General features: G+C 67.5%; 19 protein-coding genes and 5 pseudogenes. 15 read left to right on the forward strand and 9 right to left on the reverse strand.

All coding sequences use genetic code 11. The annotated features are described in order from the left end of the window. The first annotated feature begins 296 nt into the window (after window positions 1–296). The 6 genes from ACTRO_RS07110 to ACTRO_RS46950 all read left to right on the forward strand — a co-directional run bounded on the left by ACTRO_RS07110 (window position 297) and on the right by ACTRO_RS46950 (window position 5,119). The gene (locus tag ACTRO_RS07110) at window positions 297–1,562 is read left to right on the forward strand and encodes an IS4 family transposase (RefSeq protein ID WP_034261336.1); all 1,266 of its coding nucleotides are present in this window, start codon (window positions 297–299) and stop codon (window positions 1,560–1,562) included. Continuing rightward, window positions 1,537–1,818 carry a hypothetical protein gene (locus ACTRO_RS48750; protein ID WP_051450305.1) on the forward strand — a complete coding sequence of 94 codons (282 nt, stop codon included), beginning with the start codon at window positions 1,537–1,539 and terminating at the stop codon, window positions 1,816–1,818. The genes ACTRO_RS07110 and ACTRO_RS48750 overlap by 26 nt, the downstream gene beginning before the upstream one ends. Window positions 1,819–2,288: 470 nt before the next feature. Further along, entirely contained in the window at window positions 2,289–2,627 is a 339-nt protein-coding gene (locus tag ACTRO_RS07120; protein WP_157435880.1) for a hypothetical protein, read from the forward strand. Next, window positions 2,624–3,151: a DUF6879 family protein gene (locus ACTRO_RS07125; RefSeq protein WP_034262128.1), complete on the forward strand. Its 528-nt coding sequence runs from the start codon at window positions 2,624–2,626 to the stop codon at window positions 3,149–3,151. The genes ACTRO_RS07120 and ACTRO_RS07125 overlap by 4 nt, the downstream gene beginning before the upstream one ends. A gap of 553 nt (window positions 3,152–3,704) precedes the next feature. Continuing rightward, complete coding sequence (locus ACTRO_RS07130; protein WP_051450444.1) at window positions 3,705–4,694, forward strand: DMT family transporter; 990 nt, start codon at window positions 3,705–3,707, stop codon at window positions 4,692–4,694. A 164-nt stretch (window positions 4,695–4,858) separates the two neighbouring features. Continuing rightward, window positions 4,859–5,119 carry a hypothetical protein gene (locus ACTRO_RS46950; RefSeq protein ID WP_157435882.1) on the forward strand — a complete coding sequence of 87 codons (261 nt, stop codon included), beginning with the start codon at window positions 4,859–4,861 and terminating at the stop codon, window positions 5,117–5,119. Here the strand turns inward: ACTRO_RS46950 and ACTRO_RS07135 are convergent. Both ACTRO_RS07135 and ACTRO_RS07140 read right to left on the reverse strand, forming a co-directional pair. After that, entirely contained in the window at window positions 5,103–9,686 is a 4,584-nt protein-coding gene (locus ACTRO_RS07135) for a glycoside hydrolase family 3 N-terminal domain-containing protein (RefSeq protein ID WP_051450445.1), read from the reverse strand. The two genes, ACTRO_RS46950 and ACTRO_RS07135, sit on opposite strands and share 17 nt — an antisense overlap. A 180-nt stretch (window positions 9,687–9,866) precedes the next feature. Then, the gene (locus ACTRO_RS07140; protein WP_342673753.1) at window positions 9,867–10,187 is read right to left on the reverse strand and encodes an ABC transporter permease subunit; all 321 of its coding nucleotides are present in this window, start codon (window positions 10,185–10,187) and stop codon (window positions 9,867–9,869) included. A gap of 217 nt (window positions 10,188–10,404) precedes the next feature. Here ACTRO_RS07140 and ACTRO_RS07145 point away from each other — a divergent pair, with 217 nt between their 5' ends. After that, window positions 10,405–10,770 carry a hypothetical protein gene (locus ACTRO_RS07145; RefSeq protein WP_157435884.1) on the forward strand — a complete coding sequence of 122 codons (366 nt, stop codon included), beginning with the start codon at window positions 10,405–10,407 and terminating at the stop codon, window positions 10,768–10,770. A gap of 219 nt (window positions 10,771–10,989) precedes the next feature. Next, a complete protein-coding gene (locus ACTRO_RS07150) occupies window positions 10,990–11,775 on the forward strand; it encodes an SPFH domain-containing protein (protein ID WP_084316046.1) in 786 nt (261 codons plus the stop codon). 168 nt (window positions 11,776–11,943) lie between these two features. Here the strand turns inward: ACTRO_RS07150 and ACTRO_RS51335 are convergent. Continuing rightward, a pseudogene (locus tag ACTRO_RS51335) lies at window positions 11,944–12,057 on the reverse strand (DUF2716 domain-containing protein); the annotation flags it as partial. 76 nt (window positions 12,058–12,133) lie between these two features. After that, window positions 12,134–12,652, reverse strand: coding sequence for a hypothetical protein (locus ACTRO_RS07160; RefSeq protein WP_034262135.1), 519 nt, complete (start codon window positions 12,650–12,652; stop codon window positions 12,134–12,136). A gap of 1,416 nt (window positions 12,653–14,068) precedes the next feature. Here ACTRO_RS07160 and ACTRO_RS07165 point away from each other — a divergent pair. Continuing rightward, window positions 14,069–14,974 carry a hypothetical protein gene (locus ACTRO_RS07165; protein WP_157435886.1) on the forward strand — a complete coding sequence of 302 codons (906 nt, stop codon included), beginning with the start codon at window positions 14,069–14,071 and terminating at the stop codon, window positions 14,972–14,974. A gap of 249 nt (window positions 14,975–15,223) precedes the next feature. Here the strand turns inward: ACTRO_RS07165 and ACTRO_RS50815 are convergent. The 4 genes and pseudogenes from ACTRO_RS50815 to ACTRO_RS50820 form a co-directional block, all read right to left on the reverse strand. Beyond that, window positions 15,224–15,418 (reverse strand): annotated as a pseudogene (locus ACTRO_RS50815) (ATP-binding protein); the annotation flags it as partial. Window positions 15,419–16,323: 905 nt separating this feature from the next. Then, window positions 16,324–16,623: pseudogene (locus ACTRO_RS48755) on the reverse strand (ATP-binding protein); the annotation flags it as partial. 547 nt (window positions 16,624–17,170) lie between these two features. Continuing rightward, window positions 17,171–17,749 (reverse strand): hypothetical protein, encoded by a 579-nt coding sequence (locus ACTRO_RS49525; protein WP_245594318.1) that lies wholly within the window; start codon window positions 17,747–17,749, stop codon window positions 17,171–17,173. A gap of 133 nt (window positions 17,750–17,882) precedes the next feature. After that, a pseudogene (locus tag ACTRO_RS50820) lies at window positions 17,883–18,047 on the reverse strand (hypothetical protein); the annotation flags it as partial. 355 nt (window positions 18,048–18,402) lie between these two features. On the opposite strand from ACTRO_RS50820, the gene ACTRO_RS07185 reads away from it, so the two are divergent. Next, window positions 18,403–18,882, forward strand: a complete 480-nt coding sequence (locus tag ACTRO_RS07185) for a nuclear transport factor 2 family protein (protein WP_034262146.1) — start codon at window positions 18,403–18,405, stop codon at window positions 18,880–18,882. A gap of 191 nt (window positions 18,883–19,073) precedes the next feature. Here the strand turns inward: ACTRO_RS07185 and ACTRO_RS50825 are convergent. Continuing rightward, window positions 19,074–19,261, reverse strand: a pseudogene (locus ACTRO_RS50825) (hypothetical protein). A gap of 286 nt (window positions 19,262–19,547) precedes the next feature. Between ACTRO_RS50825 and ACTRO_RS46965 the strand changes: the two are divergent. The 5 genes from ACTRO_RS46965 (at window position 19,548) to ACTRO_RS07210 (ending at window position 23,909) form a co-directional block, all read left to right on the forward strand. After that, window positions 19,548–19,712: a hypothetical protein gene (locus ACTRO_RS46965; protein WP_157435888.1), complete on the forward strand. Its 165-nt coding sequence runs from the start codon at window positions 19,548–19,550 to the stop codon at window positions 19,710–19,712. 76 nt (window positions 19,713–19,788) lie between these two features. Continuing rightward, window positions 19,789–20,919 carry a radical SAM/SPASM domain-containing protein gene (locus tag ACTRO_RS07195; protein WP_034262150.1) on the forward strand — a complete coding sequence of 377 codons (1,131 nt, stop codon included), beginning with the start codon at window positions 19,789–19,791 and terminating at the stop codon, window positions 20,917–20,919. Window positions 20,920–20,993: 74 nt separating this feature from the next. Next, the gene (locus ACTRO_RS07200) at window positions 20,994–22,196 is read left to right on the forward strand and encodes an aKG-HExxH-type peptide beta-hydroxylase (RefSeq protein ID WP_169739842.1); all 1,203 of its coding nucleotides are present in this window, start codon (window positions 20,994–20,996) and stop codon (window positions 22,194–22,196) included. Next, a complete protein-coding gene (locus ACTRO_RS07205) occupies window positions 22,178–23,002 on the forward strand; it encodes a maleylpyruvate isomerase family mycothiol-dependent enzyme (protein WP_034262157.1) in 825 nt (274 codons plus the stop codon). The genes ACTRO_RS07200 and ACTRO_RS07205 overlap by 19 nt, the downstream gene beginning before the upstream one ends. Before the next feature lie 13 nt (window positions 23,003–23,015). Next, window positions 23,016–23,909, forward strand: a complete 894-nt coding sequence (locus tag ACTRO_RS07210) for a phytanoyl-CoA dioxygenase family protein (RefSeq protein WP_034262161.1) — start codon at window positions 23,016–23,018, stop codon at window positions 23,907–23,909. The last annotated feature ends 2 nt before the right edge of the window (window positions 23,910–23,911 follow it).

Genomic DNA, 23,911 nt, shown 5'->3' on the forward strand with positions numbered 1-23,911 from the left:
GGCGTATGTGTTTGAGGTCTGCGATGTTGCCGTTTCACACCAGGCGCCGACGATGCTGAACCGGGGTCAGGTAATTCGGCGATGTCGTCGAGGAGCAATAGTCTCGATGATTAAGATGTCCTGGCCGGTCATGGGATTGCTACTTTCTGTTCGGCGTTTCACTGGGTTTGAAGTGGCCGGGGCGGGCTGGGCGTTTGGGTCCGCACCACCCGAGGCCCAATGCCGCTCAGCGTAGTGGGATCATGCTTGTGACCTGTGTGTTCGTGCGGTGATTGGTGGGGCGTTACGGTCGGGGGGTGTCGCATAGTGCTGTGGAGGGCCTGTCGGGCCGTTTGACGGATCATGTGTCGGTCGGGTTGTTGGCGGCGGCGGTGCCGCGTGTGGTGATCGATGACGCGGTGGCGGAGTTCGGCAGGGGTGCGAAGCGGGCGGATGCGAAGCTTCCGGCGCATGTCATGGTGTATTTCGCGATGGCGATGGCGTTGTTCGCGGACGAGGACTATCAGGAGGTCCTGACCCGGTTGACCGAGGTCCTGAAGGATTGGGGGCGTTGGGACGCCGGGTGGGAGTGTCCCGGGTCGGGCGGGATCACCCAGGCGCGCAAGCGTCTGGGTTCTGACGTGGTCCGGGAGGTGTTCGAGCAGGTTGCGCAGCCGGTGGCGGGGATGCTGACGCGGGGGGCGTGGCTGGCGGGCAGGCGGATGGTCTCGATCGACGGGTTCGAGTGGGATGTGCCGGACAGTGCGGCGAACGCGGGGTACTTCGGGTACGCCGGTTCGGGCGGCAACCGGTCGGCGTTCCCGAAGATGCGGGTGGTGACGTTGGTCGAGTGCGGCTCGCGGGCTCCGATCGGCGCGGACGCGGGGCCGTGCGGCGGCAAGGGCAGCGGGGAGCAGTCCGCGGCGCGTCGGCTCTACCGGTTCCTCGACCAGGACATGCTGTTGTTGGCCGATCGCAACTTCTACTCGTTCGCCGACTGGTGTCAGGCGTCGCAGACGGGTGCTGAGCTGCTGTGGCGCCTGGGTGACACGATTGCGCTGCCGCTGGTCGCCAAGCTCGGGGACGGCTCGTACACCTCGGTGGTGTTCGCGTCGCGTACCTCGGCGAAGGTCCGTGAGCAGGTCCTGGCGGCGGCTCGGGCGGGGGCGGATCTGGAGGAGTTCGAGGATCGCGCGCGGCTGGTTCGGGTGGTGGAGTACGAGGTGGCGGACCGGGGCACCGCTGGGGAGCGGGAGCTGTTTTGCCTGCTGACGACGCTGCTGGATGCGCGCAGTGCCCCGGCCGCGCTGCTGGCGGCGGGATATCACGAGCGGTGGGAGCACGAGCAGGCGAACGCGCAGGCCAAGACGGTTCTACGGGGACCGGGGAAGGTCATGCGGTCCCAGAGCCCTGACATGGTGATCCAGGAGCTCTACGGCTACCTGCTCACCCACTATGCGATCAACTCCCTGATCTGTCGGGCCGCGACCGAGGCGGACATCGACCCGGACCGGGTGAAGTTCACCAACGCGGTCCGCATCATCCGCCGCCGGATCGATGATCCGGCGGCCTTTTCCCCCTGAGGGCCTGGCGGCCCTGCTCGAGCGGTTCAACACGGAGATCACCGCACCGCGCGAGCTGCATCGCGAGCGGCGCCACCGTTCCTACCCGCGCGTGGTCAAACGGGCACGTCACAACCAGTACGCCGTGAAGAAGGCCACTGATGTCGGGGTACGCCACGCCGGGCCGCCGACCCTACGCATCGCCAACCTCCCGCCGGCACGCCAAGTGCTGCATCCGGGACGGATCAGCACGGGAAACCTCGAACTCACCGCATGATCAATCTACCGTGAGCGGCATTGACCCGAGGCCGGTCAGGAGGTCGCAGTCATGAAGATCTCCTGGGATTGATGACAGGGGCGTCGTGGACTTCCTCAACCACTCCCACGAACTCACCCGGCGCCGGATCGAAGCCCTGCGCACCATTGCCCAACCGACCCGCCCCAAGACCCCCACCTCGAATGTGGGCAGTCAGCCAGCTGTCGCAGCGAACAGCGCCGGCTCGCTGAGCCGGGCAAGGCGCCGCGCAGCGTCTCCTGCTTCCCGGGGCGCTGTCGCACTTCCGGAGGTAACGTCAGTGTGGTGACGACGGAGTCAAGCTTCTCCGCCACCGCATACTCCTCAGCTGACCCTCAACGAACCAGCCCGCGCTCGGCCGCGCGTACGTCTGCCTCTCGCCGCGAGGGCGGGTACAGGTCGCTTAGCTTCGCGGCCCCGCGTTCCGAGGATGGCCGCGTGGGATCTCGCACATGTCGGGGATGGACGTGGAAGTCCGCAAACGCCTGCTTCCCTTTAGCACGATCCCCCTGCAAGCTCGTAGCAACAGGACATTCACCCCCAGCACGAAGGGCATCATGACCCGGATCCCTGAGACCCCGAACACCAACTCACCGCCCGTCTGGCGCGACGAGACGAATGGCGACCTGATCGTGCAGAACTCCAAGGCACCCGAAGAGGACCACACGGAGGCAGAGGTCGCGGGCTCCGTCCCTGGGCGTCACCCCAGCATCGCGCGAATCCCCGGCCACGAAGCCATCGTGCGCCTCCCGGCCTCGACCATCCCCGCGCTGAAGGCGGCGCTGGGGTGACCGACCCGTTCTTCGACCGTCTCGAGACCACGCGGCTGACCGCCTACCACCTCGAGCAACGCGACACGTGGGTTCTCGACAGCAACCTCTACCGCGCGTCATACGACGACTTCATCGCCGGGGGCGTCCCCGACGTTGACCCCGAGAGCACCTTCTGGAGCGAGTGGAGTGCCGCGATTCGCGAAGCGACCGCGCGGGGAGTGGAAGTCAGGAGGCTGAGGATCGTCTCCGAGCCGTTGACCGACTACATCCGCTGGGAGCACTCCATCACATCCGCGAACGTCGCCGCGGGCGAGCTGGTCCGCTGGCTTCCCCGCTCAGCTTGTGTCGACCTGCTCGTAGTACCGGTGGACTTTTGGGTCTTCGACTCCACGTCAGTCCTGTTCGGGCACTTCTCCGGTAACGGCGACGTGGTGCGACACGAGCTGCGCATCGAGCCGGACATCGCGAAGCTGGCGACCGAATGCTTCGAGGCTGCCTGGAACCGCGGCATCCCGCACGAGTACTACACTCCCAGCGCCTAGGACCCGTTGCCCGCATCGCCTCACCGATCCGTGCAGAACACGCGAGACTGCTCGCGGCTCGTCTGGTCCGAGAACGACATCAGGGCATGGTGTTCTGCTTGCGGTGCTGAGCAGGAGGTAGCCGGCATCATCGCCTATCCTCGACGAGCACGTGCGATGGACCCGATTCGCCGACTTGGCTGACAAGTATGCCACCACGACCACGAGGCCTGGCTCTGGCGCGGGTTCCGTGATCCGTGCTCGCCGATTTTCACGCGCGGGCCAGCACTCGCTTTCTGAGAAGGTCCGGCTTCGCCCGTCCGAACATCCTTCTTTTCAATATCTTGATGCGTTCGCAATCACAGGCTGGCCCGCACCGGCGCTCGCCGCGTACGATCGCCCCGTGAACACGTACTGGCATGTCGTTCTGCCGCCGCTCTGCGCCTGATCGGGCGCAGACACCGACGACTCGACCCTCCGACACCGACCGACTCCCCGAGTGGCCGTATGTGATGTCGTGCGCCCGTTTCGACGAACCCGTCCCTGACGCTTTCGACAACGGAAGAACACGACCATGCCGAATGACACATCCCTGATACCTCATGACCCGGTCACGACCATCCCGGCTGCCGCTCGTGCACGCGCCGGCCTGAACTCCGCGTTCGCCGGCCCGGCACCGATCCTCATCGCGGCGGTACTGTGGGGAACGACGGGCACCACCAGCTCCCTGGCCCCCTCTGCCGCGCCACCCGCGGCGATCGGCTGTGCCGGACTCGTCCTCGGCGGCCTACTGCTGTTCCTCACCTCGCCCGGCGCCCGCCCCCTGCCCGCCGCCTGCACCCGCGCCGAGCGGGGCCTGCTGGCCATGGGCGCCATCGCCGTCGCCGGATACCCCGTCAGCTTCTACCCTGCGGTTCACCGCATCGGAGTGGCCGTCGCCACGGTAATCGCACTGGGCAGCGCGCCCGTCTTCACCGGCCTCCTGGCCTGGATCATCGACAAGTCCCGACCGAACGGGCGCTGGGCCGCCGCGACCACTGCCGCGGCAGTCGGCTGCGTGCTGCTGGCGCTGGGCCCAGGGCACGGCCACGGCCACGGCCACGGCCACGGCACATCTGTGGACGCGGCCGGCATCGCAATGGCCGCATGCGCCGGATTGTCCTACGCCGCCTACTCGTTCATCGGTGCCAGACTCGTCGGCCGGAGCCACGCCTCGGCAAGCGTCTTCGGCGTCATGTTCGGCGCCGCCGCGCTACTCGTCGCACCGCTCGTACTCGGCTCTGACCCGCGCTGGCTGGCCACCGTCCGCGGATCGCTGGTCACGCTGCATCTGGCCGTATTCACCGTCTACGTGGCGTACCGTCTCTTCGGTCACGGCCTACGCCACACCACGGCTGCCACCGCCACGACGCTCACCCTCGCCGAACCCGCCGTCGCCGCGGTTCTCGGCGTCACCGTCCTCAGCGAACGCCTCCCAGCGGTCTCGTGGGTCGGACTAGCCATCCTCGGGGCAGGCCTCGCTATCCTCACCGTTCGGAGTGCCGAGAAGACTCGAAAGCGGTAGCCCGTCGACGCGCGGCCCGGCCGCGGTAGGGCGTCCCCCTCCCACGGCCGGCCGGCGAATGCAAAGCACGAAAATCCTTCCTTGGGCACGTCGATGTGCCTGTACCGGTCGAATGTCGGCCACCGGCTTGACCTGCGGATTCAGCGGCGACACGATCGGCCGTCGTGCTCGTGTCCCTGACCTATCGGCTACTGGTTACGGTGCTGTCCGGGCTGGCGCTGCCGCATGAAGTTCTTGAACGCTCCGTTCCGCCGGGTCATGGCGTCGAAGGATTCTGCGATACCGCCATAGATCGAGAGCGTCAGCCGGGACGCCAGGCAGGCCGCGCCGAGCGCGTGACGGTGAACGAGATCGCGGCCCACGGGTTGAACCCGTGGGCCGCGACCAGCCGCTCCTCCTTGCCGGTCGCTACAGAGCGGCCGTGAGGTATGCCTTGGTCAGCTTTGCGATCGCGGTCGTCGCGTCGCCGCTCATCAGGGCGTGTTCGGCGTCGGCCGTTGTCGCGGCGGTGCGGGTCATCGCCGTCGCGCCGCCCGCGACGATCGCGTTCTGTGCGATGTCGCGCACGACCGACACCAGCAGATTCGCGTTGGCCTCGGCGGCTGGGGAAGTGCCCTGGACCGCGGGGCTCGCCGCGGCTATGAGCGCCAGCGCGGCACCCGTGTGGGCCAGCGAGCCGTCGGCGTTCCAGTTGCCCTTGCCGTTCAGCAGCGCGGTCAGCAAGGTCGCGGCGACCTTCGAGGTCTGATCCTTCTGCTTGGCCAGCGCATCGCGCACGGTGGTGATCCGGGTCCGCTCCGAGTCGGTGCGCAGACCCCAGCCGTACGGGTAGAGCGGGTCGTAGGCGCCGGTCGTGGCCGGGATGCCGACATCGACCGGAGTGGTCGTCGCGTCGATCTGCTTGGCCCACGTGTCCGGCAGGCGGCCGGTGAACGGCGACTTGCCGAACAGTGTGTCCGCCACTCCCTCGCCCTCGCTGCCCGGCAGCCAGGACTCCACGATCGCGTTCGCCTCGGACTGGATCGGCGCGATGTTCATCGGCCGGCCCGACACGATCAGCACGACGCACCGCATCGCGGCGCAGACCTTGTCCACCGCCGCCTTGTCCCCCGCCGACAGATCGACGGTGCGGCTGCCGTTGCCGACATCGCCCACGCCTTCCGCGTACGGGGTTTCGCCGACCACGACGACGCCCACATCAGAGCCCGTCATCGGAGCCGAGGCGTCCGCGGAGTAGGTGATGTGCGCGTTCGGAGCGTCCGCCTGCATGCCTTGCAGGATCGTGGTGCCGACGTCGGTGTTGTTGCCCGAACCGCCCTGCCACGTCACGCTCCAGCCGCCGAGCTGGTTGCCCAGGTCGTTCGCGTTGCTGCCGGCCACGTAGATGTTCGCGGTCGCCGACAGCGGGAGCGCCGCGGTGCCGGTCGCGGTCGAGACCGCGTTCTTCAGCAGCACCTGCGACTCGGCCGCCGCCTGCCGCGCCACGGCCCGGTGCGCCGCGTCGCCGATCGTCGAGGCGTTGGTCCGGTCCGCGTACGGCTGCTCGAAAAGGCCGAGCCGGAACTTCTGGGTCAGGATCCGGGTAACCGCGTCGTCGATCCGCGACTCGCTGACGAGGCCCTTGTTCACCAGGTCCTTGAGATCGTTCTCGAAGTTGACGTACTGATCGGGGACCATGATCATGTCGAGGCCTGCGTTGATCGAGGTCTCGATGTCGGTCTCGTAGTCCGGGCCGAGCTGGTTGATGGCCTGCCAGTCGCTGATGACGATGCCGGTGAAACCGTACTGCTGCTTGAGCACCCCGGTGATCATGTCGGCGCGGGCGTGCATCTTGATCGGTGCGGCGTCCTGGCCGATGATCTGCAGGCTCGAGTACGACGGCATGACCGAACCGATGTCGTGCTGCTGCACCGCCGCCTGGAACGGCGCCAGGTACAGCGCCTGCAACTGGGCCGGCGTCACCGTGGTGACACCCTGGTCGAGTTTGTACGAGCCCGAGGTGGAGGAGCCGTACGTGGTACCGCCGTCGCCGACGAAGTGCTTGGCGGTGGCCAACACGCTGGTGTCCTTGCTGAGCGCGCCGTCGCCCTGGAGCCCGTCGATGATGGTCTCCATCTGGGTGACCAGCGCCGGGTCCTCACCGAAGGACTCGTAGGTGCGACCCCAGCGCTCGTCCCGCGCCACGCACACGCAGGGCGAGAACGCCCAGGTGACGCCGGTGGCCCGGGTCTCGGTCGCGGTGATCTGGCCGTCCTGCTTGACCAGCGCCGGGTCGCGCGTCGCGCCCAGGGCGATATTCTGCGGGAAGACCGTCGCGCCGACCAGGTTGTTGTCTCCGTGTACGGAGTCCTCGCCGTAGATCAGGGGGATCTGCAGCGGGGTGGCCTGCGCCCGCGCCTGGAAGGAGTCGATCATGTCGGCCCATCCCTGCGGCGTGTTCGGCGTCGGGGTCGAGCCGCCGCCGCTGAGCAGAGAGCCGAGCGCGTCGCCGGTGATGTCCGACTGGTGCGTGAGGTCGCCGCGCTCCGCCTGGGTCATCTGGCCGATCTTCTCCTCCAGCGTCATCCGCGAGAGCAGGTCCGCCACCCTCGTGGCGACCGGCAGGGACGAGTCGAGGTACGGCAGGCCGTGCGCGTTGATCACCACGACCGGGTTGTCGGCGCTCACGTCCGCGCCGGTCGGCGCGAGTTGGAGCGGGATCGTCTTCGCAGTGGACGCGGTCGTGTTCGGCAGCGTCTGCACGGTGAAGGACTGCGTGCTGCCCGAGGCGGATCCGGCGGGGAAGGTCAGGGTTCCGCTGGTGTCGGTGTAGTCGGTGCCCGCCGTCGCGGTGCCGCCGCCAAGCGCGTAGCCGACGGTCACATCGTGGTCCAGCGCCTTGCCGCCGTCCGTGCTCAGCGTGACCCCGACCGTGGCCGTACCGCCCGGGTTGACCGCGTAGACCGCCTGCGCGGTGCTCACGTGCGCGTTGATGGTTCCCGTGTTGATTCCGTAGATCGCGAACTGGTCGACGTCGAACTCACCCGCGGTCGTGCCGGCGGGCTCGGTGAGCGCGAAGCCGCGCATCGCGGTGAGATCGATGGAGGTGTTGGTGGGCGCACCGGAGGGCTGGAAGTCGCTGCGGTGCTTGAGCGAGGCGAACGGGACCTGGATCAGGTGCCAGCCCTGCCAGTCGTCGGTGAAGAAGGTCTGCCACAGCTCCGAGTGCTCGCCATCAGCGCCACCCATCTTCACCTCGAACTCGTACGTGGGCCCGGAGCCGGGCACCGCGTCGTTGCTCGGGTTGTGGCCGTAGAACCAGAACTCGATGCCGGCGTACGCGCTCCAGTCCTCGGGCGCGGTCGTGGCCAGGTCGTAGCTGATGCCGCCGTAGCTGCTGTCGTCGGCCCAGGTGCCGCGCAACGCGTGGTTGTCCGTCACGCCGGGCCGGTCCAACTGGGCGATACTCAGCGTCGGGGTGCTCTCCGTGTTGCCGCCCCACGAGAACACCCCGGTGTTCGCCAGCGCGCCGTCGGTGTCGGTGATCGGGTTCGACCCTTCGAAGCCCTGCAGGATCTGCAGCGACTGGTAGATCTGCACGTCGTCGAACACCAGCGTGTTGCTCGAGCTGCCAGGCAGATTGACGGCGTAGCCCCACATGCTGGTCAGCGAGATCTGCGCGTCGTTCGGCGCGCCGGCCGGCTGGTAGTCCGCCCGCTTCTTCAGGTTCGCGAAGCCGACCTGCACCTTCTTCCAGCCGTTGACGTCGTCGGTGAAGAAGGACTGCCACAGCTCGGCGTGCTCGCCGTCCGCTCCGCCCATCTTCACCTCGAACTCGATCTTCTGGCCCGAGCCGGTTCCCTTCACCCAGAAGCTGAACCCGTCGTACGCGCTCCAGTCCTGCGCGGTGGCGAAGTCACGGGAGAACCCGCCCCACCCGGAGATCTTGTACGCGACCTGCAACGCCTGGTTGCCGCTCGCCGCGCCGGGCACGTCCGGAGCCGCGACCTGCGTCAGCGCCGGGTTCGAAGCGGTGTCCGAGCCGAAGGTGAACAGGCCGGGATTGCCGCTGCTGAACGGGATGGTGCCGTCGAAGCCGTCGATGCTCTGCACCGCGCCGTCGGTCGGCACCGGGTTCTCGTTCAGGATGCTGACAGTCGTGGTAGCCCGCGGGCCGACTGAGGTCCCGGACGGGCTCGCGTTCGCCAGCGTCACGCTGAACGTCTTGGTCGGCCCGTTCAGCGGGTCGGGCAGTGCCGTGAGGTGGATCGTCTGCGAGGTCTGTCCGGGCGCGAAGGTCAACGTTCCAGCCGCGGCGGCGTAGTCGGTGCCCGCGACCGCACTGCCGTCCGTGGTCGCGTAGTCGACCGTGACTGGAGCGGTGGAAGCCGTGTTCAGCTTCACCGGAAGGTCGATGGACGAGCCCTGCTGCAGGCTGGCGGCGTCGACGCCCGCGCTCACGCCCTCCTGGGTGAAGTGCCCGAGCACCTGGAACTCATAGATCGAATATCCGTACTGCGCGCCCGAGATGGTCGTGCGTGCGGTGCCGGTCAGCCGCACGTAGCGGCCGGTGGTACCGGATGGAGCCGAGAAGGACTCGGTTCCGCCGGCGCCCGAGGTGGTCGAGTAGACCTGCGTCCACGTCGTCGCGTCGCTAGAGACCTCGACGTGGTACGCGGTGGCGAAGGCGGCTTCCCACTGGATGGAGAAACCGGAGATCGCCGCGTTCGCACCGAGGTCGACCTGCAACCACTGCGGATCGCTCCACGCGGAAGACCAGCGGGTCGTGGCATCGCCATCGACCGCCGCGGAGGCCGGGGTGTCGGAACCCTGTGCCGAGGACGCGGTCGCCTCGGCGCCAAGGGCTATGTTCGTGTCAGAGGCCGTGTCGGCCACGGCGATCTGCTGGAATCCAAAGGTGAGCAGACCCGCGAGCAGCGCGAGCACCACTACGTGGACGGGCGCGCGGCGCCGGGTGCGGTATCGGCTGCGGTCAGCGGCGGGAAGGAACATGGCGAGAGCTCCATTGCTGGTCAGAACCATCGGTACAGCTTCGTGGGCAGTGCTGGGGAGTATCGCGGCGGCGGAGAACCGATGTCAATGGACTGGCTCGGTTCCGGAACCGGGCGTCCCTCCTCACCCCTTGACCGACCCGCTGAGCATGCCGCGCTCGAACAGACGCTGTATGACCTGTTAGAGCAGCACGCTCGGCACCATCAGGATGGCCGCGGCGGCCAGCCGCACGCCGTCGCCGAGTTCCTGGGAGGACTGCAGCGAGGTCACCACGACCGTCAGGGGGTTCATCGACGGCGTCTGGATGACGAGGAGCGGCAGCAGGTACTGGTCCCAGATCATCAGGAAGCCGAAGACCGCACACGTGCCGAGCGCGGGCTTGCACAGGGGCAGCACGATCCTCAGGAAGATGCGCAGATCGCCGGCGCCGTCCACGCGGGCCTGCTCCTCCAGTGCGAGCGGGATGCGCTTCATGAACCCGGTCAGGATGTAGATCGGCAGCCTCCATGACCGCGGAGTTGAGCAGCCCTCGGCTGACGCCGTTGTTCCAGGCCTGCGAGAGGTTCGACGCGCTCAGCCCTGCGTCCACAGGTCCATCCGGCCGAGCTGGTTCTGCGCCGCGCTGAACGCGGTGGCGATCATCGACCACAGCGCCGCGCAGTTGGCCACCAAGCACTCAAGGAGCGCGCCGGCGCGTCACCTGGGTATCGTCACACACGTGCGGAGACTCGATGCGGCTACGAGCAACTTGTCACCTGGCGAGCGGCGGTCGTGCGGCGCTGTACTGAGCACGCAACTGGACCGCGCGGCCTGCCTCGCGGAACGCATGCGTGGAGTGCTGCTCGCACAACAACTGAATGGCCGCTCGGATCTCCACTGCTTCACCGGCTCCGGCTCGGTCGGCGACTGCCTTGCCTCCTACAAGCTGCACGTCGACTATACCTACCAGCCCCCCGGCGACTTCTGGGCACTGCAATGGTGTGAGACTGGCATCTACCTCGCGCTCGCCGCACTAGTGAGCGGCGCCTGCTTCTGGCGACCGGCCAGAGCGCACCGCCGCCTCGCACTCGTCAGCCACGCTTGACGAAACCCATAGAGGCCCCCCGGACGACGGCTCCGGTCGCCGTGGTGCCTGTCTCATTAGACGTGTCCGACTCGACCGGTTGACCGAGAAGGGCTGAAAGTCATATTTTGGGTTGGGCTTGCGGACCTGTGCGGCTGCTGCTCGAGATGATCGGCTGGAGTGAGCGGGCCGCAGGGGGCACGGCCTTTACTCAAAGTCGTCAACGAAGGGTCGATCACCATGTCGAGCCTCGGCGTCGCCGTCGTGCGGCAATATGAACGCGGAGTCGTGTTCCGGTTGGGGCGGCTGCGTAACGTACGAGAACCCGGAATCCGGCTGATGATTCCGCTCGCGGATCGGATGGTCAAGGTCACGTTGCGGACGGTGACCATGCCGATCGCGTCGCAACAGGTGATCACCCAGGACAACGTCTCGATCGGTGTGGCCGGGGTCGCATATTTCCGCCGCGTCGATCCGGTCAAATCGATTATCGAAATCGAAGACGTCTCGTCGGCCGTCGCGCAGATCGCCCAGACCACCGTGCGTAACGTGGTCGGCCGCTCTCTCCTCGATCAGGTGCTGACCGATACCGAGACGCTCAACAAGCGGATCAGGGAGATCCTGGACGAGCTCACCAAGCCATGGGGCGTAGACGTCCTGCTGGTGGAACTCAAAGACATCGAACTGCCGAACACCATGCAGCGCGCGATGGCGCGGCAGGCCGAGGCGGAGAGGGAGAAAAGGGCCAAGATCATCGCAGCTGAGGGCGAAGCCCTCAGCGCCGACCGACTCGCCGATGCCGCCGACGTCATCGCGAACCACCCGGTCGCCCTCCAGTTGCGCAACCTGCAGATCCTCGCGGACGTCGCCGCGGAGAAGAATTCGACGATCGTCTTCCCAGCCCAGTTCCTTGAGAGCGTCCGGGCAATCGGCCGCTTCGTCGAACGCGAGGCTCCAGCCGAAGCGCCCGAGACCCATTCCCAAGGCATTCCTGGCGGGAAACCGGCGACTTCGTCACGGAAGTGAGACTGGCGCTAGAAGTCCGAGATGCGGGCGCGCGCGCCACGCTCCACGTCTCGAACTCCCTCGCTATGATCACCGCGGCGCAGGTGCTGCATGTGGCGGTTTCGCGGGTGGCGGAGTGGGCATTAGGCGATGCGGTCGATGTCATCGCGGGGGCGGCAGACGTCCGGTTCATACCGTGAGGCTGTAGGTGATCGCTGGTGTCGGCTCGTCGGTCCCCGGTAGGTCGTACATGCTCGGGCGAAACCGGAACTCTGCATCGAACCGGTCCCACAGCCGCTGGGCCTCCTCGTCCCTGACCTGTGCCCAGGCGGCCGAGTCCCATCAGTGGCTCGCCACCCATGTGTCCCAGTTGCTCATGTCAAGAACTCCGACGCATCGGCCACGGCGCGGCCACGCGAAGCTGTTCGGAGCATCTGGCCTCGACCTCGGCTTTCAGATCCGCTGAGGTGCGGCCCCACCCGCCTTCCCACTCATCGTCGAGGCCGTAGAGGTGGCCGAGCGGCAGGTTAAGCACGTCGTCGTCGTACTGCGCCTGAACGATGACCTGCTCGACGCGCTTGACCACCCACTGCGGGTCAGCCCGGCGCAAGAGGAGCATTTCGGCCAGGTCACGGAAGGATGCGGTAGCCGCAGCCAGGCGCGTGGGCAGTATTTCGACGCCCGTCTCGGCCAGGGCCGTCGGCAGCAGATCGCGCACTGCGTGCGAGTCTTTGCCGTTCAAGCCGGCCAACTCCCGTAGTGCGTGACCGTCGTGGCCGTCGGCCAGCCATTGCGCGGCCCACCATGGCGTGCGCTCCACCGCAAGCGTCTCAAGTACGAGCCAGACCGCTACCGCGTGGGGCGATGGCACTTGATCCCGGGCAGTCGGCTCACTCATCCCTGTTCACCACGAGGGCGAGCGTACCGGCGGCGCGGTCGATCAAGAACTGATTTTCCGCCGCGGAAGAGGTCATTGGTTCGATGTATCGGCAATGGTTCCTCCACCTGACTGTGGCTCAGGCGAACGAGGCGTTCGGCCCTCGGCTGAGGAGCACGCTCCCACCCTGCTCCCCGTTCTCATCGTCGTCGCGCTGGCTCCGACGCGGGGGGAAGGACACTCCTCGAAGTCTCACTTCGAGCACATCAACCCAGGTCGAGAGGCCCGCCAGTCGTCGCCTGGAGCGCGGACACTGGGCTGCAGAACGCCACCGGGCCGCCGGATGCACACGCCTGACGGCGCATCAGAGTAAGGAGGTTGCGGTGAGAAGAGTTCACCCGCCGGCCAGCCCCGCGGGGAGCGCCGCGGGGAGCCGAACCAGGGAGCATGCTCCCCAGCGAATGCGCTGAACTGCGCTCAACCGCACGGGTTACGGGCTATCAGATTCCAGGCTAGGGCCGATGGTCGTCTATTGCAGCAGACTTCCAACACATGCTCCACGGATCAAAGCTGTCGCCTGGATGCAGTCGGGCGGGTCGGCGCACCGCGGCTAAAGCGACCTACGACCCGGGAAGGCGGGCAGAAGCGCCACCTTTCCTGATTCAGCGGGCCCGATGTCGAGGCGCTGGATCTCGCTGGTGCCCTCGAAGATGGTGTAGATCTTGCGGTGACGATCTGAGTGCCGCTGACGCTACGTCGAAACCAGACCCGACCTGCGGTTTCCATGCCGCACCCTTTCCGTCTGCCGTAGGTACTTTTCATACTCTCGCGGAACAGGGACAGAACAGACTGGGCGGACGGGGAGGTCGCCTACCTCGCTCGCCAGCCATTCATCCAGGCTATCGCGGCTCTATAAAATACTACCACCTAATATCAATAGATTGGCTTACGATCGCCCTGCCGTCCGCTGCATGCGCCTAGCTTCAGGCTAAGTACCATTGAGCATACTTCACAGTTTGGCGATAAGGCGCAATACTGCGGCCTCTGATTAATATCGCCATAATATCCTGCGGACTGACTATCCCGGCCAACACTATTGCCGCGGCAGAAGCGCGCTGGTGCCGTATCAGGCTACGCTCACCCGGTCCTGGTGGGACGATTGCATCTCGATGTGCAGTATCCGTTGGCTGTCGTTGAACTGATCGACCGCTGCTGCATACTGCCTGCCAAGCTTGCCGCGCGCAGCCCGATTCACTTGACGAAGACTGCAGGGGCACTCCCGGCGCACTCAGTGCCGCGCTTATGTCCGGCTGGACGCCATTCGGGCTTCTGCGCTGACGCGCTGGATGATAGCCCGGTGCGGTCAGCGCGCCACAGAAGCGGTCTCGTTCCAAGAGTGGATTCGGCAAGGGCCTGAGAGCACCGCACCTACGTGGGTTGATCGGCTACGATGCCGGAAACGCCTGGGTGGAGGCGGCGGAACGGGCAGAAGGGCCGTCATCGGTGCCAACCAACATGCACGTCGAGTTGCTGATCGACGTGGGCGGGGATGAAGCATACCGAGCGGTGGTTTCCGATTGGCTGGCATCGGCGATCACAGCGGTCTTCCCGGAGGTCCCGGGTGCTGCCTACCCGCATTCCTCGTTGGGCGCGGCCTCCCTTCAGTTCGGTGGGAGGAGCCGGAGCCGCAAGTTCACGGCGGCGAACCTTGACTGGGCGTTGAACGAGGCCGTGGCCGGCTGCTCGATCTGGTGGGCGGTGACGCGTTCCGGCGTGCGGGACCATGCCATGGCGCGTGTGCGGCGTGACGATGTGGACAAGTCATTCGCCCAGCTGATCCTGGACGTCCCGGAGGAGCTCTTCGTGGACCGGTCCGTCCAGCAACGGGTGTTGGAAGTGGTGCGTGAGCTAGCGGACATCACCGATTCGGTGTTCGGTGCGGTCGGCTACGGGGGCGATGCCACGCGCACGGAGCTGGAGTACGCGTTGAGATCTTACGGGGTGTTCAGCGAGTACCCGGCGGCTCGGCAATACCTTCGCGGCTATGACTGGGTGACAGTGGTTCCGAAGGAGATCGCGGCGGACCTGGGCGGCGTTGGCGCATTGACGGACAGCGGGGCGTTTCATCGCGTTGTGGGCCTGGCGTCCGGCGCAGTGGTGCTCGTCGCGACCGAGGAGTTCTCCGAATACGGGGACGTGGCTGCGCGCCGTGTGTTCGAGACTGTAGCCCGCGTGCTGAAACCCGGCCTTCCGCGACCTCGGCCTCAGTTGGGTGTGCCGCGTCCCAGGACCCCATTGGTGCTCCAGGACGCAGCAGACTACGGAGCTGATCTACGTACATAGCAGCTGCCTGTAGGCACGGCTTCGCGATCATGTCGCTAGGGTGAGGCGTGTGCGGTGGTGGTGCCAGCGGGCGCGGGCTTGGTGGCGTCGACGCCAGTCAGACCAGGCTAGATGGAGATTCTCGTTCTGGTTCGCCGGTGCTCGTTGGGCATTGGTCGTGATCAGTATGCGCTGGATCTCGGGGACGGTCAGTGCGGTCATGCCGCAGTCGACGGGTGCTTTCCGGTCGTCGGGGTTGGTGGGCAGGGGCTTCGGGGTCTTCGCCTTGGGTCGCTTGTTGGGCCGGTAGCTGGGTCCGTTCGTGAAGACCTGGTGGCTGGTGTTGATGATCCGGTCGAGCAAGGACTCCGCGACAACGGGGTTGGGGAACGGCCCGTACCAGTCCTGGGGTGCCCGGTTAGCGGTGACGGCCAACCGACGTGCTCGGCCTCGCCTGCTTACAAGGCCGCCGCCCAGATCAAAGTATGCGCGTAGTCTGATGTACAGGTATCTTTGATGGAAGACGGCACTCGCGAGCGTGGGCTTCCGAACGTCGTTACGTCATGAGGTGCACGAGCACGAGGGGGCAAGATGACACAGGATCCACGAGGTATCTATGAGCAACCGTCTGAACAGGCGACGATGCGGTGCCCGAATTGCCACGGCACAGGCGAGATTCCCATCCCGACCCCTACGGGAGTGGTGCGGAACAGATGCGAAATATGCGGCGGAACGGGAAATATTCCCGAGACGGCTGAGAATATAGCATTTGCGGGGCAATTGCACCGTTCGCGGGCGCGCGCACGGGGCTGTTTCTGGCTGGTAGTGCTTGCGCTCATAGCGCTGATACTCATGCTGCTTGTAATCGGCGGACTCATCATTAAGAGCCAATAGCCAAGTATTGAGGCTGCCCGCGCACAGCCACGCAGTCAGCCACGCCCGTCGCCGCGCGCCCTGCCAACCTCATCGGGCGGTGAACCTTTCTTCACCTCATCTAGTATCTGGCCCAGACCTGCGCCCTCTTCACCCACTCCACGGCCGGATGAAGGGGGCACAGTGCTGCTGCGCGAACCCCAGCAGCGCCGCACCCCCGGCGCCAGGCCATCGAAACCCAGCCCACTCGCCAGGCCGCCCGCCGGCCCACTTGCATGTGGGAGAGCATCGAAACTGTGCCAGTCTATTGGGACGAAGCGGTTGCGGACCTGTGACTCAGCGCGCTGCAATAGAGCCATGCAGTGGGGTGGATGTAGACGCTACGTTCTTATTGGGGCCCTGGCCGCAGCGGTAATTGTGATATTTGCTATCATGTACGGTGAACTGCCCTGGTGGGAGACGAGTTCGTAGAGGTCGTCGGCCTGCTGGGCGGTGACGGCGTGGAGCCAGCGCAGGGCGGCGAGGTCGCGGATCTGGACCGCGGGCAGCGTCGGGGAGGCGGTGAAGTCGAAGCCTTCGAGGGTGGCGGCGGTATCGAAGCGGGCGCGGTGCAGGCGGCGGGCCATGCCCTGGGCCTCGCGCCGGGCGATCTCGTCGTCGCACAGGATCTGGAAGGACTCGAGGTGCCCGAGGTCGCCGCCGTGGGCTTTCGCCAGGCGGGCGTCGAGGGTTTCGAGCATGCCGGAGAGTTTGAGGGTGTTGAGGCTGTCTGCGAGGCCGGGGCGCAGCACGGTCACCGGCTCTCGTCCTTCGTCGCGGGTGAGGGTGCGGCGGTAAGCAGAGTGCGGAGGGGTTCGGCGTGCAGGCCGGCGGCAGCGAAGAGCATGTCGACGGCGCCGCGGTAGCCGAAGTGCTCATCGAGGGCGTCGGCGCCGGCGGGGTTCCGCCCACCCCGCGCTGATGGTCACGCGCCGCGCCGGATGCAACCGGCACGACTGGAACGCGGCGCGCCGGGCAATCGCGGGCCGCTGTACAGACAGCCGCACCCTATGCAGGGTGCGGATGGTTCGGTTCGCCCCGAGGGATTCGAACCTCTCACCATTTGATCCGTAGCTGAGGCGGATCAGCTATCGAATATGCCAGCTTGGGCTGTGACGTCCGATCTCCCGCGCTCCGGTCCGGTCGCCCGCCGCCATCCCGTCCTACCGGTAGCCGATCGTGCCGCGCCGTCCGCGCCCATCCGCTCGCCCGCCGCTCGCCCAGCGTTCGAAATCCGGCCGCTCCGTGGTGCGCACTTCCGACACGTCCTAGAGGGCCGTCACGTGCCGTCCGCTGAACGCGCGCCTAGCTCGGCGCCACCGGCATCGAGCCGAACCCGTCGAACAGGTAGGCGTAGACCTGGGCGAGGTAGAACGCAAGCTGATCGGCGGCTTCGATCGGCCGCTGCTGGATGAGATGCCGAAGGCCCACGGCGACGCAGTCGCGGTAGTCGGGCCAGGCGAGGGCGAAGGTCGGCTGGAGCATGCCCAGATCGTCCACTGCCTCGCAGCCGAGTAGTCCGGCGCAGAAGTTGAGGAAGCGGCGATCGACGCCGGTCACCTCGAGCCCCAACGATGCAAGCGGCACGGAGAGCGGGTCGAGATCGCCGGCCGGATACGGATAGAGCGTCGTGTTCCACAACTGGTCGCCCTCGGCCGGCCCGGTGGCGGCGTCGGCGGTCTCGGCAGGCCGATAGACGCCGTAGACCAGCCCGCCGAGGAAGTCTCCGCGGGTGTAGCTGGTGGAGCCGTCCTCGTTGATCGGCATTCGGGTGCTGATGCCGATCGCGGTGGCCTTGTCGGCATGCAGGCCCGGTCCGTAGACCGTAGCGAACGGGAGCACCGGTGCGAGGTCGTGGTGCTCGACCGCGTGGGCGCGCGCCACATTGTCGGCGGTGACCAGAGCCTCCTCGGAGTCGAAGCGCGTGGCCCAGGGCCCGACCCCGCCGCAGCCGGTCGTGCAGCCTCCCGATCAGGCCCTGGTTGCGCCAGCGCCGGATGAACCGGTAGACCGCGGCCCAGTCCGGGAAGTCCACCGGCACCGCCCGCCACTTGATCCCGTTGTCCAGCACGTAGAACACCGCGTCCATCATCTCCGGTGGCAGTAGCCCTCCGGCTGCCACCGCGCCCGCCAAGCCAGGCCGGCAACGGGATCGCCGGTAGGATCCGCTCCCACTGCTCATCCGTCAGATCCGTCGGATAGGCCCGCACACGCACCGGCCGGTCCCCGGCATTGCCATAACGGTGCGCGAGACAGACGCAACCAACGGCGCGGCGGCTGGAATCGGCGGCGGCACTCGCGTACAACGAAGACAACAGGGCCTCCCTGCTCGATGGATCTCAACAACCCCGAGCTACACCGGAGGCCCTGTCTTTATGCACGTCGGCATCGACGAGCACCCGAACGAGATCCCGCACACGTGCACTCGGAAACACCGCGGAGGGCTATTAGAGCCCCCGCGAGCGGGGCCCAGCACCGTGGAGGTGCGCTTGAGTGTTCGCAGACGTGCGCTATCGCCGGTGTTGGAGGAACGCCCGATGACGATCGACCTGGAATCTCTCGCCGCCCGACTGGACCGGGTGGAAACTGAGCTGGCCCTGCACAGGCTCGTCCACGACTACTGCATCGCCGCCGATCACCGCGACGCGCAACGCTGGGATGCGGTGTGGACTCACGATGCCGTCTGGGAGACAAGTCCGGATCGCGTCTACCGGGGCACAGTCGAGATCCGTCGTGCTGTTGAAGTGCAGTGGGCCACCTTCCCAGCGATGCAGCACGCGACCTCCAACCACATCGTCGACCGGATCAACGGCGACACGGCGGCCGGCCGCTGCGACGCGGTCGTCCTGGTACAACTGCCCGACCTGCGATGGATCGTGGGCGGAGGCGCGTACGAGGACGAATACCGCCGCGAGGATGACCGGTGGCGGATCGCCCGCCGGACAGTGGTGCGACCTTTTGACCTCGCGCCACTCGCCGCGAGTAACTCTCCGATCCTTTTAGACGAAGACGACTGAACAGCGGCGGCCAGGCAGGTCAGCAACACGCCACCCGTCATCGATCACCCCTCGGCCGAAGGAGGTACCCACCTTACTGGCGTCCACTGACACCGTGCGGGGCCCTACCGTGCATGGTCGAGTTGAGGGCCGTTGTGACCGGATACGGCCCGTTGGGGGGAGCTGACAGGAGTTGGGCTGAACTGGTGCCGCTAGCGTCGTTGCGCCCGCGTGCGCTTGAGGATCTCGGTGAGCCGTGTGTAGCCGACCCCGTTGTTGAGCGCGGCGACGAGCTCGTCCGGACAGAGTTCGTAGAGCTCCCCCACCAGCTGCGGGCCCTGTTGTCCCAGATCCGGTAGCCGCCTGGGACGCCGCGGGGTACGTATCTCCGCTTGCTCATCGTGCCCTGATTCTACCGGGGCTCAGCGGGAGGTCGCCTGGTCTTCAGCGTGGTCGACGGTTTCTCGTCGATCCCGAGGCCTCCGCTGCGTAGAGCATAGCGCCGTGCCGCGGCCACGCGAGCTTGTCCACCTCGGAACTGTCCATCTCAGAACCTTGGCCGCGGCTTCGGGCGATCGCTAGAGTCGGGCCCTACATGGGGCCTCTGCAGCCTTTGTGTCAAATCATCACATTTGCATGTGCGCGTCCCGTTCCCTTTCAGTCGTGACGGCGGGAGGAGGTGTGACATGGCAGAGGAATCGCATGTACGCGAGATCGTGCAGGAGTGCGCGGAGAAGTCCGAGGACCTCGAGATGATGTGGTGGCGAGCGACTTTCGACACCGCGAGCCTCGTGCTCGAGGGCGCAGACGAGCCCCTCGCGACGGATGAGTCCGCGATCACCGCAAGCTGACGCCTGAGCAGCACGGTACGGCGGGCTGCGGAGGCTCCATGCACCTTTGGCACCCGGACGCCGTGGAGAGGATCTCATGCCGGGACTGCTCACCCTCATAGTCAAAGCGACCCGCGAGTGCAATCTGCGCTGCTCCTACTGCAACGACTGGCGCAGCACCGCCAACGCGATCTCCCTGGAGACCGCCGATCTGATGGTCCGCCGGGCGATGGCCGCCAAGGACGTCACCGCAGTGCACTTCAACTGGCACGGCGGCGAGCCGACGCTGGTGCCCCTCGACTTCTACCGGCACGTCTTCGCCGAGCAGGCGCGGCACCGGCCGGCCGGGCGGAAGTTCACCAACACGCTGCAGACGAACGGCACGCGGCTGACCGACGAGTGGCTCGACTTCCTGGTGGCCCAGCACGTGGGCCTCGGCATCAGCATCGACGGGCCGCCCGAGATCCACGATCGGATGCGCCCGACACGCGGCGGGGGCTCCTCCTCGCGGCTGATCGAGAAGACGCTCGTCAAAGTGCGCGACCGCGGAATCCCGCACGGCGTCAGCATCGTGGCCTCGCACGAGCTGGTCGGCAAGGGGCCGGAGTACATCTGGTCCTTCCTGCAGAGCGCTGGGATCTCGAACGTCACGCTGGTCCCCGTGCGCCCGCCGAACCCGGTGGCCGGGGACGAGGCCGCGCCGACCATCTCCCCCGAGTTCCTCGGCGGCGCGGACTGGTCGGCCTACCTGTGCGGGCTGTTCGACCTCTGGTGGTCGAGCGACTCCACGGTGAAGATCAACAACTTCGACGCCGTCCTGCGCAAGCTGCTCGGCCGGGCGCCGCGCAGCTGCCTGATCTCAGGCAACTGCCTCGGTTCGGTCTACGGGATCGAGGCCGACGGCACGATCATGCACTGCGAGCTGTTCCAGGGCGAGCCGGACCGGGCCTTCGGGAACCTTGCGAGCACCACCTTCGACGAGGTCGCGGCGGATCTGCGGATGGCGGCGCTGCGCCAGGCGGACGCGGAGCGGCTCGGCCGGTACCGCGAGTGCCCGACCTTCGGCATCTGCGCCGGCGGCTGTCCGCACGAATGGTACATCCACGAGGGCTACGGCAAGGCGGACCAGCTCGGCTCCTGTTGCGGCTGGCGCCCGCTCGTCGAGCACATCGCCAAGCGGCTGGCGGCGAGCAAGGTACCCGCGGAAGCGCTCGCATGGACGTCCTAAGGTAGGCAGCGGACGACGAGGGCGCGGCGGAGGCGGTACGGCCGTGGCTGGTACCGGGCGAAGGCCTGGCCGTGGTGGCGCGGGCGATCCGGGCACACGCCCGGCACGAGGACACCGCCGCCGTCGGCCGCCTGCAGGTTCCGTCCGTCGTCGCGGAGCAGTTGGAGAAGGCGCTCGCCGCCGACGCGTCCTTCGCCCACGAGGCGGGCGGCTGCGGCGGGATCCACCTGCCTCCGGGCCGGATCCAGAAGGAGCCGCGGGTCTACGCCGATCTGTGCGGCCTGGCCGCCGAGGCCACGGTGACCGTCGGCGGCTCGTTCAGCGAACCGCTCGCCGTCTCGAAGATCGTGTTTGCGCACAGCCGGCTCGCCATCGACTTCGGCGACGCGCCGGAACCCGTGACCCTGGCAGCGCACGACGGCGAGGTGCGGCTCAGCCGCGGCGACACGCGCGTCACCCTGGCGCCCGCCGCCGGGACGGGGACCCTCGCGGTACGCCGGAGCAGCCCGAGGGTTCAGGTCCGGCAGTCGGTCCGGACCGCGGATATGCGCCTGGCCACCGAGGACGGCCTGCTCCCCCTCGGCATTCCGGACTTCTTCGCGATCGCCGAGCCGCCGGGTGACGAGGACCTCGCAGGCCTCGAACGTACGCTGCAGCTGCTGGAGCGGGCGTCGCCGCAGACGCTGGCCGAGTTGACCGCCGTCGCACGCGCCCTCGTGCCGCTGCAGCGGCCACCGGGCCGGGCCATCCACAGCAGCAGCGCGCGGGAGCTGCCGGGCGTGGTCTACGCCGTCTTCGCCGACCCGCTGGAGGCGCTGGCGATGGTCTGCCATGAATACCATCACCTGAAGCTGTTCCTGCTCGAAGAGAGCGCCACGCTGCTCGGCGATCCGAGCCGGCCGGTCAACGCGCCGTGGCGGCCGGACACGCGGCAGGCGGAGGGCGTGCTGCACGGGACCTACGTCTTCTTCGGCATCGCCACGACCTTCGCGCGGCTCTTCACCGTGCTCAATCCGACCCGCCGGGGTTATCGCCGGCTCGCGATCTGGCGCGCGTGCGTGGAGGCGGGAATCGCGCAGCTCGCGTCGGCGGACGCACAGCCGACGGCCGCCGGCGAGGCGCTGGTGAACGGCATGGGCGCGATCAACGCCGCGGCGCTGGCCGAGCTCGAGGAGAGCCACCACCATGAGGTCCAGAGGGCCCGCAGAGTCATCGGGGAGCATCTGGCCGCCGCAGGGACCGAGGAACGGAGGGAACCGTGGTATCTCCTCAGCTAGGGTCGGGCTCGCCCGACCATCTCGCCGCGGACCATCTCGCCGCCGACTATCTCGCCACCGTGCAGAGCAGCGCCGTCGCCCTGGCCGACCTGGCCGAGGACGACCCGACGCTGATCGTCCCCGGGTGCCCGGCGTGGACCCTGGCGGACCTCGTCCATCACGTCGGGGCGGTCTACCTCCACGTCAGCGAGCTGACCAGGAGCCGCCCCGTCTCGGGCAAGGAGGTCAAGACCCGGCTCGGTCCGGTCCGGGCGCCCGCCCCGGGCACGATGCGGGCCTGGTTCACGCAGGCCACTGACACGCTCGTGGACACCCTCGCGGCCGCGGGCGAGGACGAGCGGATCTGGTCGTGGTCGAGCGAGCGGACCGTGGCGTTCTGGATCCGGCGGATGTGCCACGAGACGGTCGTGCACGAATGGGACGCCGCCAGCGCGCACGGCGAGGACCTGCGCATCGAGCCGGGCCTGGCCGGCGACGGGATCGACGAGTTCGTCACGCACTTCGTACCCTTGATGCGCCGCCGCCGCAGCGCCGTGGCCGCGTCCGGCGAGCACTATCTGGTCGAGTGCACCGACGTGGCCTCGGCGTCCTGGGACGTGGCGTTCGGCGAGGGCGCCCTCGACGCGGGGGCGGACGGCAGCGGCACGGCGCCGCCCGATCCGAACCCGGTGGCCCTGCGCGGTGCGGCGCAGGACCTGCTCCTGCGCTTCTGGCGACGGCCGCTTCAGCCGAACCCGGACCCCGACCCCGACTCCCTGACCGCCGCGGGGTTCGAGCGCTGGTGGAGGGTCGTCGGATGCCCGTGAAGGGAGTTGACCGATGAACCCGTCGCCGTCGATGGGTGGCGCAGCCCCGCTGAACCGGCTGACCGACCGCGAGCGGTTCCTGTTCGACCTGAACGGGTTCGTGGTCGTGCGCGGGGCCCTGACGGAGAGTCATGTGGCCCGGCTCAACGAGGCCGTGGACCGGCACCCGGAGGGCATCGCGCGCTCGACCCTCGGGCCGGGGCCGTCGAAGACGCTGGGCGGCAGCCGGCGCTGCCGCGGGTTCAAGCCGGATCCGCTGCAGTTGCCCGAGCCGGACGCGCGCCCCTTCCGCGAGCTGGTCCGCAACCCCGAGTCCCGGCGCTACCTGGACTCCCTCCTCGGCCGCGGCTGGCGCCTCGACTCGGCACCGGAGATCATCCTCGCCGATCAGGGTGCCGACGGCATGTGCCTGCACGGCTCCGGCCAGCGGTGGTTCTCGCCGGTGACCTACTACTCGTACGCGAACGACGTCATCCGCTGCGGCATGATCACCTTGGAGTTCGCACTGACCGCCGCGCGGGCCGGGGACGGCGGGTTCGCCTGCATTCCCGGGAGCCCCAAGGCGAACCTGCACTGCCCCGCGTCCATCTTGAAGTGGGAGCAGGACACCGAGCTCGTGCGCCAGATCGAGATGGAGCCGGGCGATCTGATCGTCTTCACGGAGGCCCTGCTGCACGGCACGCTGCCGTGGCGCGCGGCGCATCAGCGGCGGGTCATCCTGATGCGCCAGGTGCCGAAGGTGAACTGCACCGTCCCGCCCCGGCTCGCCTACCATCAGACGAGCTACCCCGACTGGATCAACGACCTCGCGCCGGAGGACCGGGTGCCGTTCGAGGCCCCTTACTTCCTGGAACGCCCGGTGCTCACCGAGGACGACACGGTGGAGCCGGCCACGGAATGGGTGTGACG

It is taken from the genome of Actinospica robiniae DSM 44927, from assembly GCF_000504285.1.
Lineage (GTDB): Bacteria > Actinomycetota > Actinomycetes > Streptomycetales > Catenulisporaceae > Actinospica > Actinospica robiniae.

What these genes read in the sequence shown, in the direction of transcription:
- ACTRO_RS07120 (WP_157435880.1), top strand. Translation starts at nt 2,289, where the DNA reads ATGTCGGGGATGGACGTGGAAGTCCGCAAACGCCTGCTTCCCTTTAGC.
- ACTRO_RS07210 (WP_034262161.1), top strand. Translation starts at nt 23,016, where the DNA reads ATGAACCCGTCGCCGTCGATGGGTGGCGCAGCCCCGCTGAACCGGCTG.
- ACTRO_RS07195 (WP_034262150.1), top strand. Translation starts at nt 19,789, where the DNA reads ATGCCGGGACTGCTCACCCTCATAGTCAAAGCGACCCGCGAGTGCAAT.
- ACTRO_RS48750 (WP_051450305.1), top strand. Translation starts at nt 1,537, where the DNA reads ATGATCCGGCGGCCTTTTCCCCCTGAGGGCCTGGCGGCCCTGCTCGAG.
- ACTRO_RS46965 (WP_157435888.1), top strand. Translation starts at nt 19,548, where the DNA reads ATGGCAGAGGAATCGCATGTACGCGAGATCGTGCAGGAGTGCGCGGAG.
- ACTRO_RS07135 (WP_051450445.1), bottom strand. Translation starts at nt 9,686, where the DNA reads ATGTTCCTTCCCGCCGCTGACCGCAGCCGATACCGCACCCGGCGCCGC.
- ACTRO_RS07150 (WP_084316046.1), top strand. Translation starts at nt 10,990, where the DNA reads ATGTCGAGCCTCGGCGTCGCCGTCGTGCGGCAATATGAACGCGGAGTC.
- ACTRO_RS07185 (WP_034262146.1), top strand. Translation starts at nt 18,403, where the DNA reads ATGACGATCGACCTGGAATCTCTCGCCGCCCGACTGGACCGGGTGGAA.
- ACTRO_RS07160 (WP_034262135.1), bottom strand. Translation starts at nt 12,652, where the DNA reads ATGAGTGAGCCGACTGCCCGGGATCAAGTGCCATCGCCCCACGCGGTA.
- ACTRO_RS07130 (WP_051450444.1), top strand. Translation starts at nt 3,705, where the DNA reads ATGCCGAATGACACATCCCTGATACCTCATGACCCGGTCACGACCATC.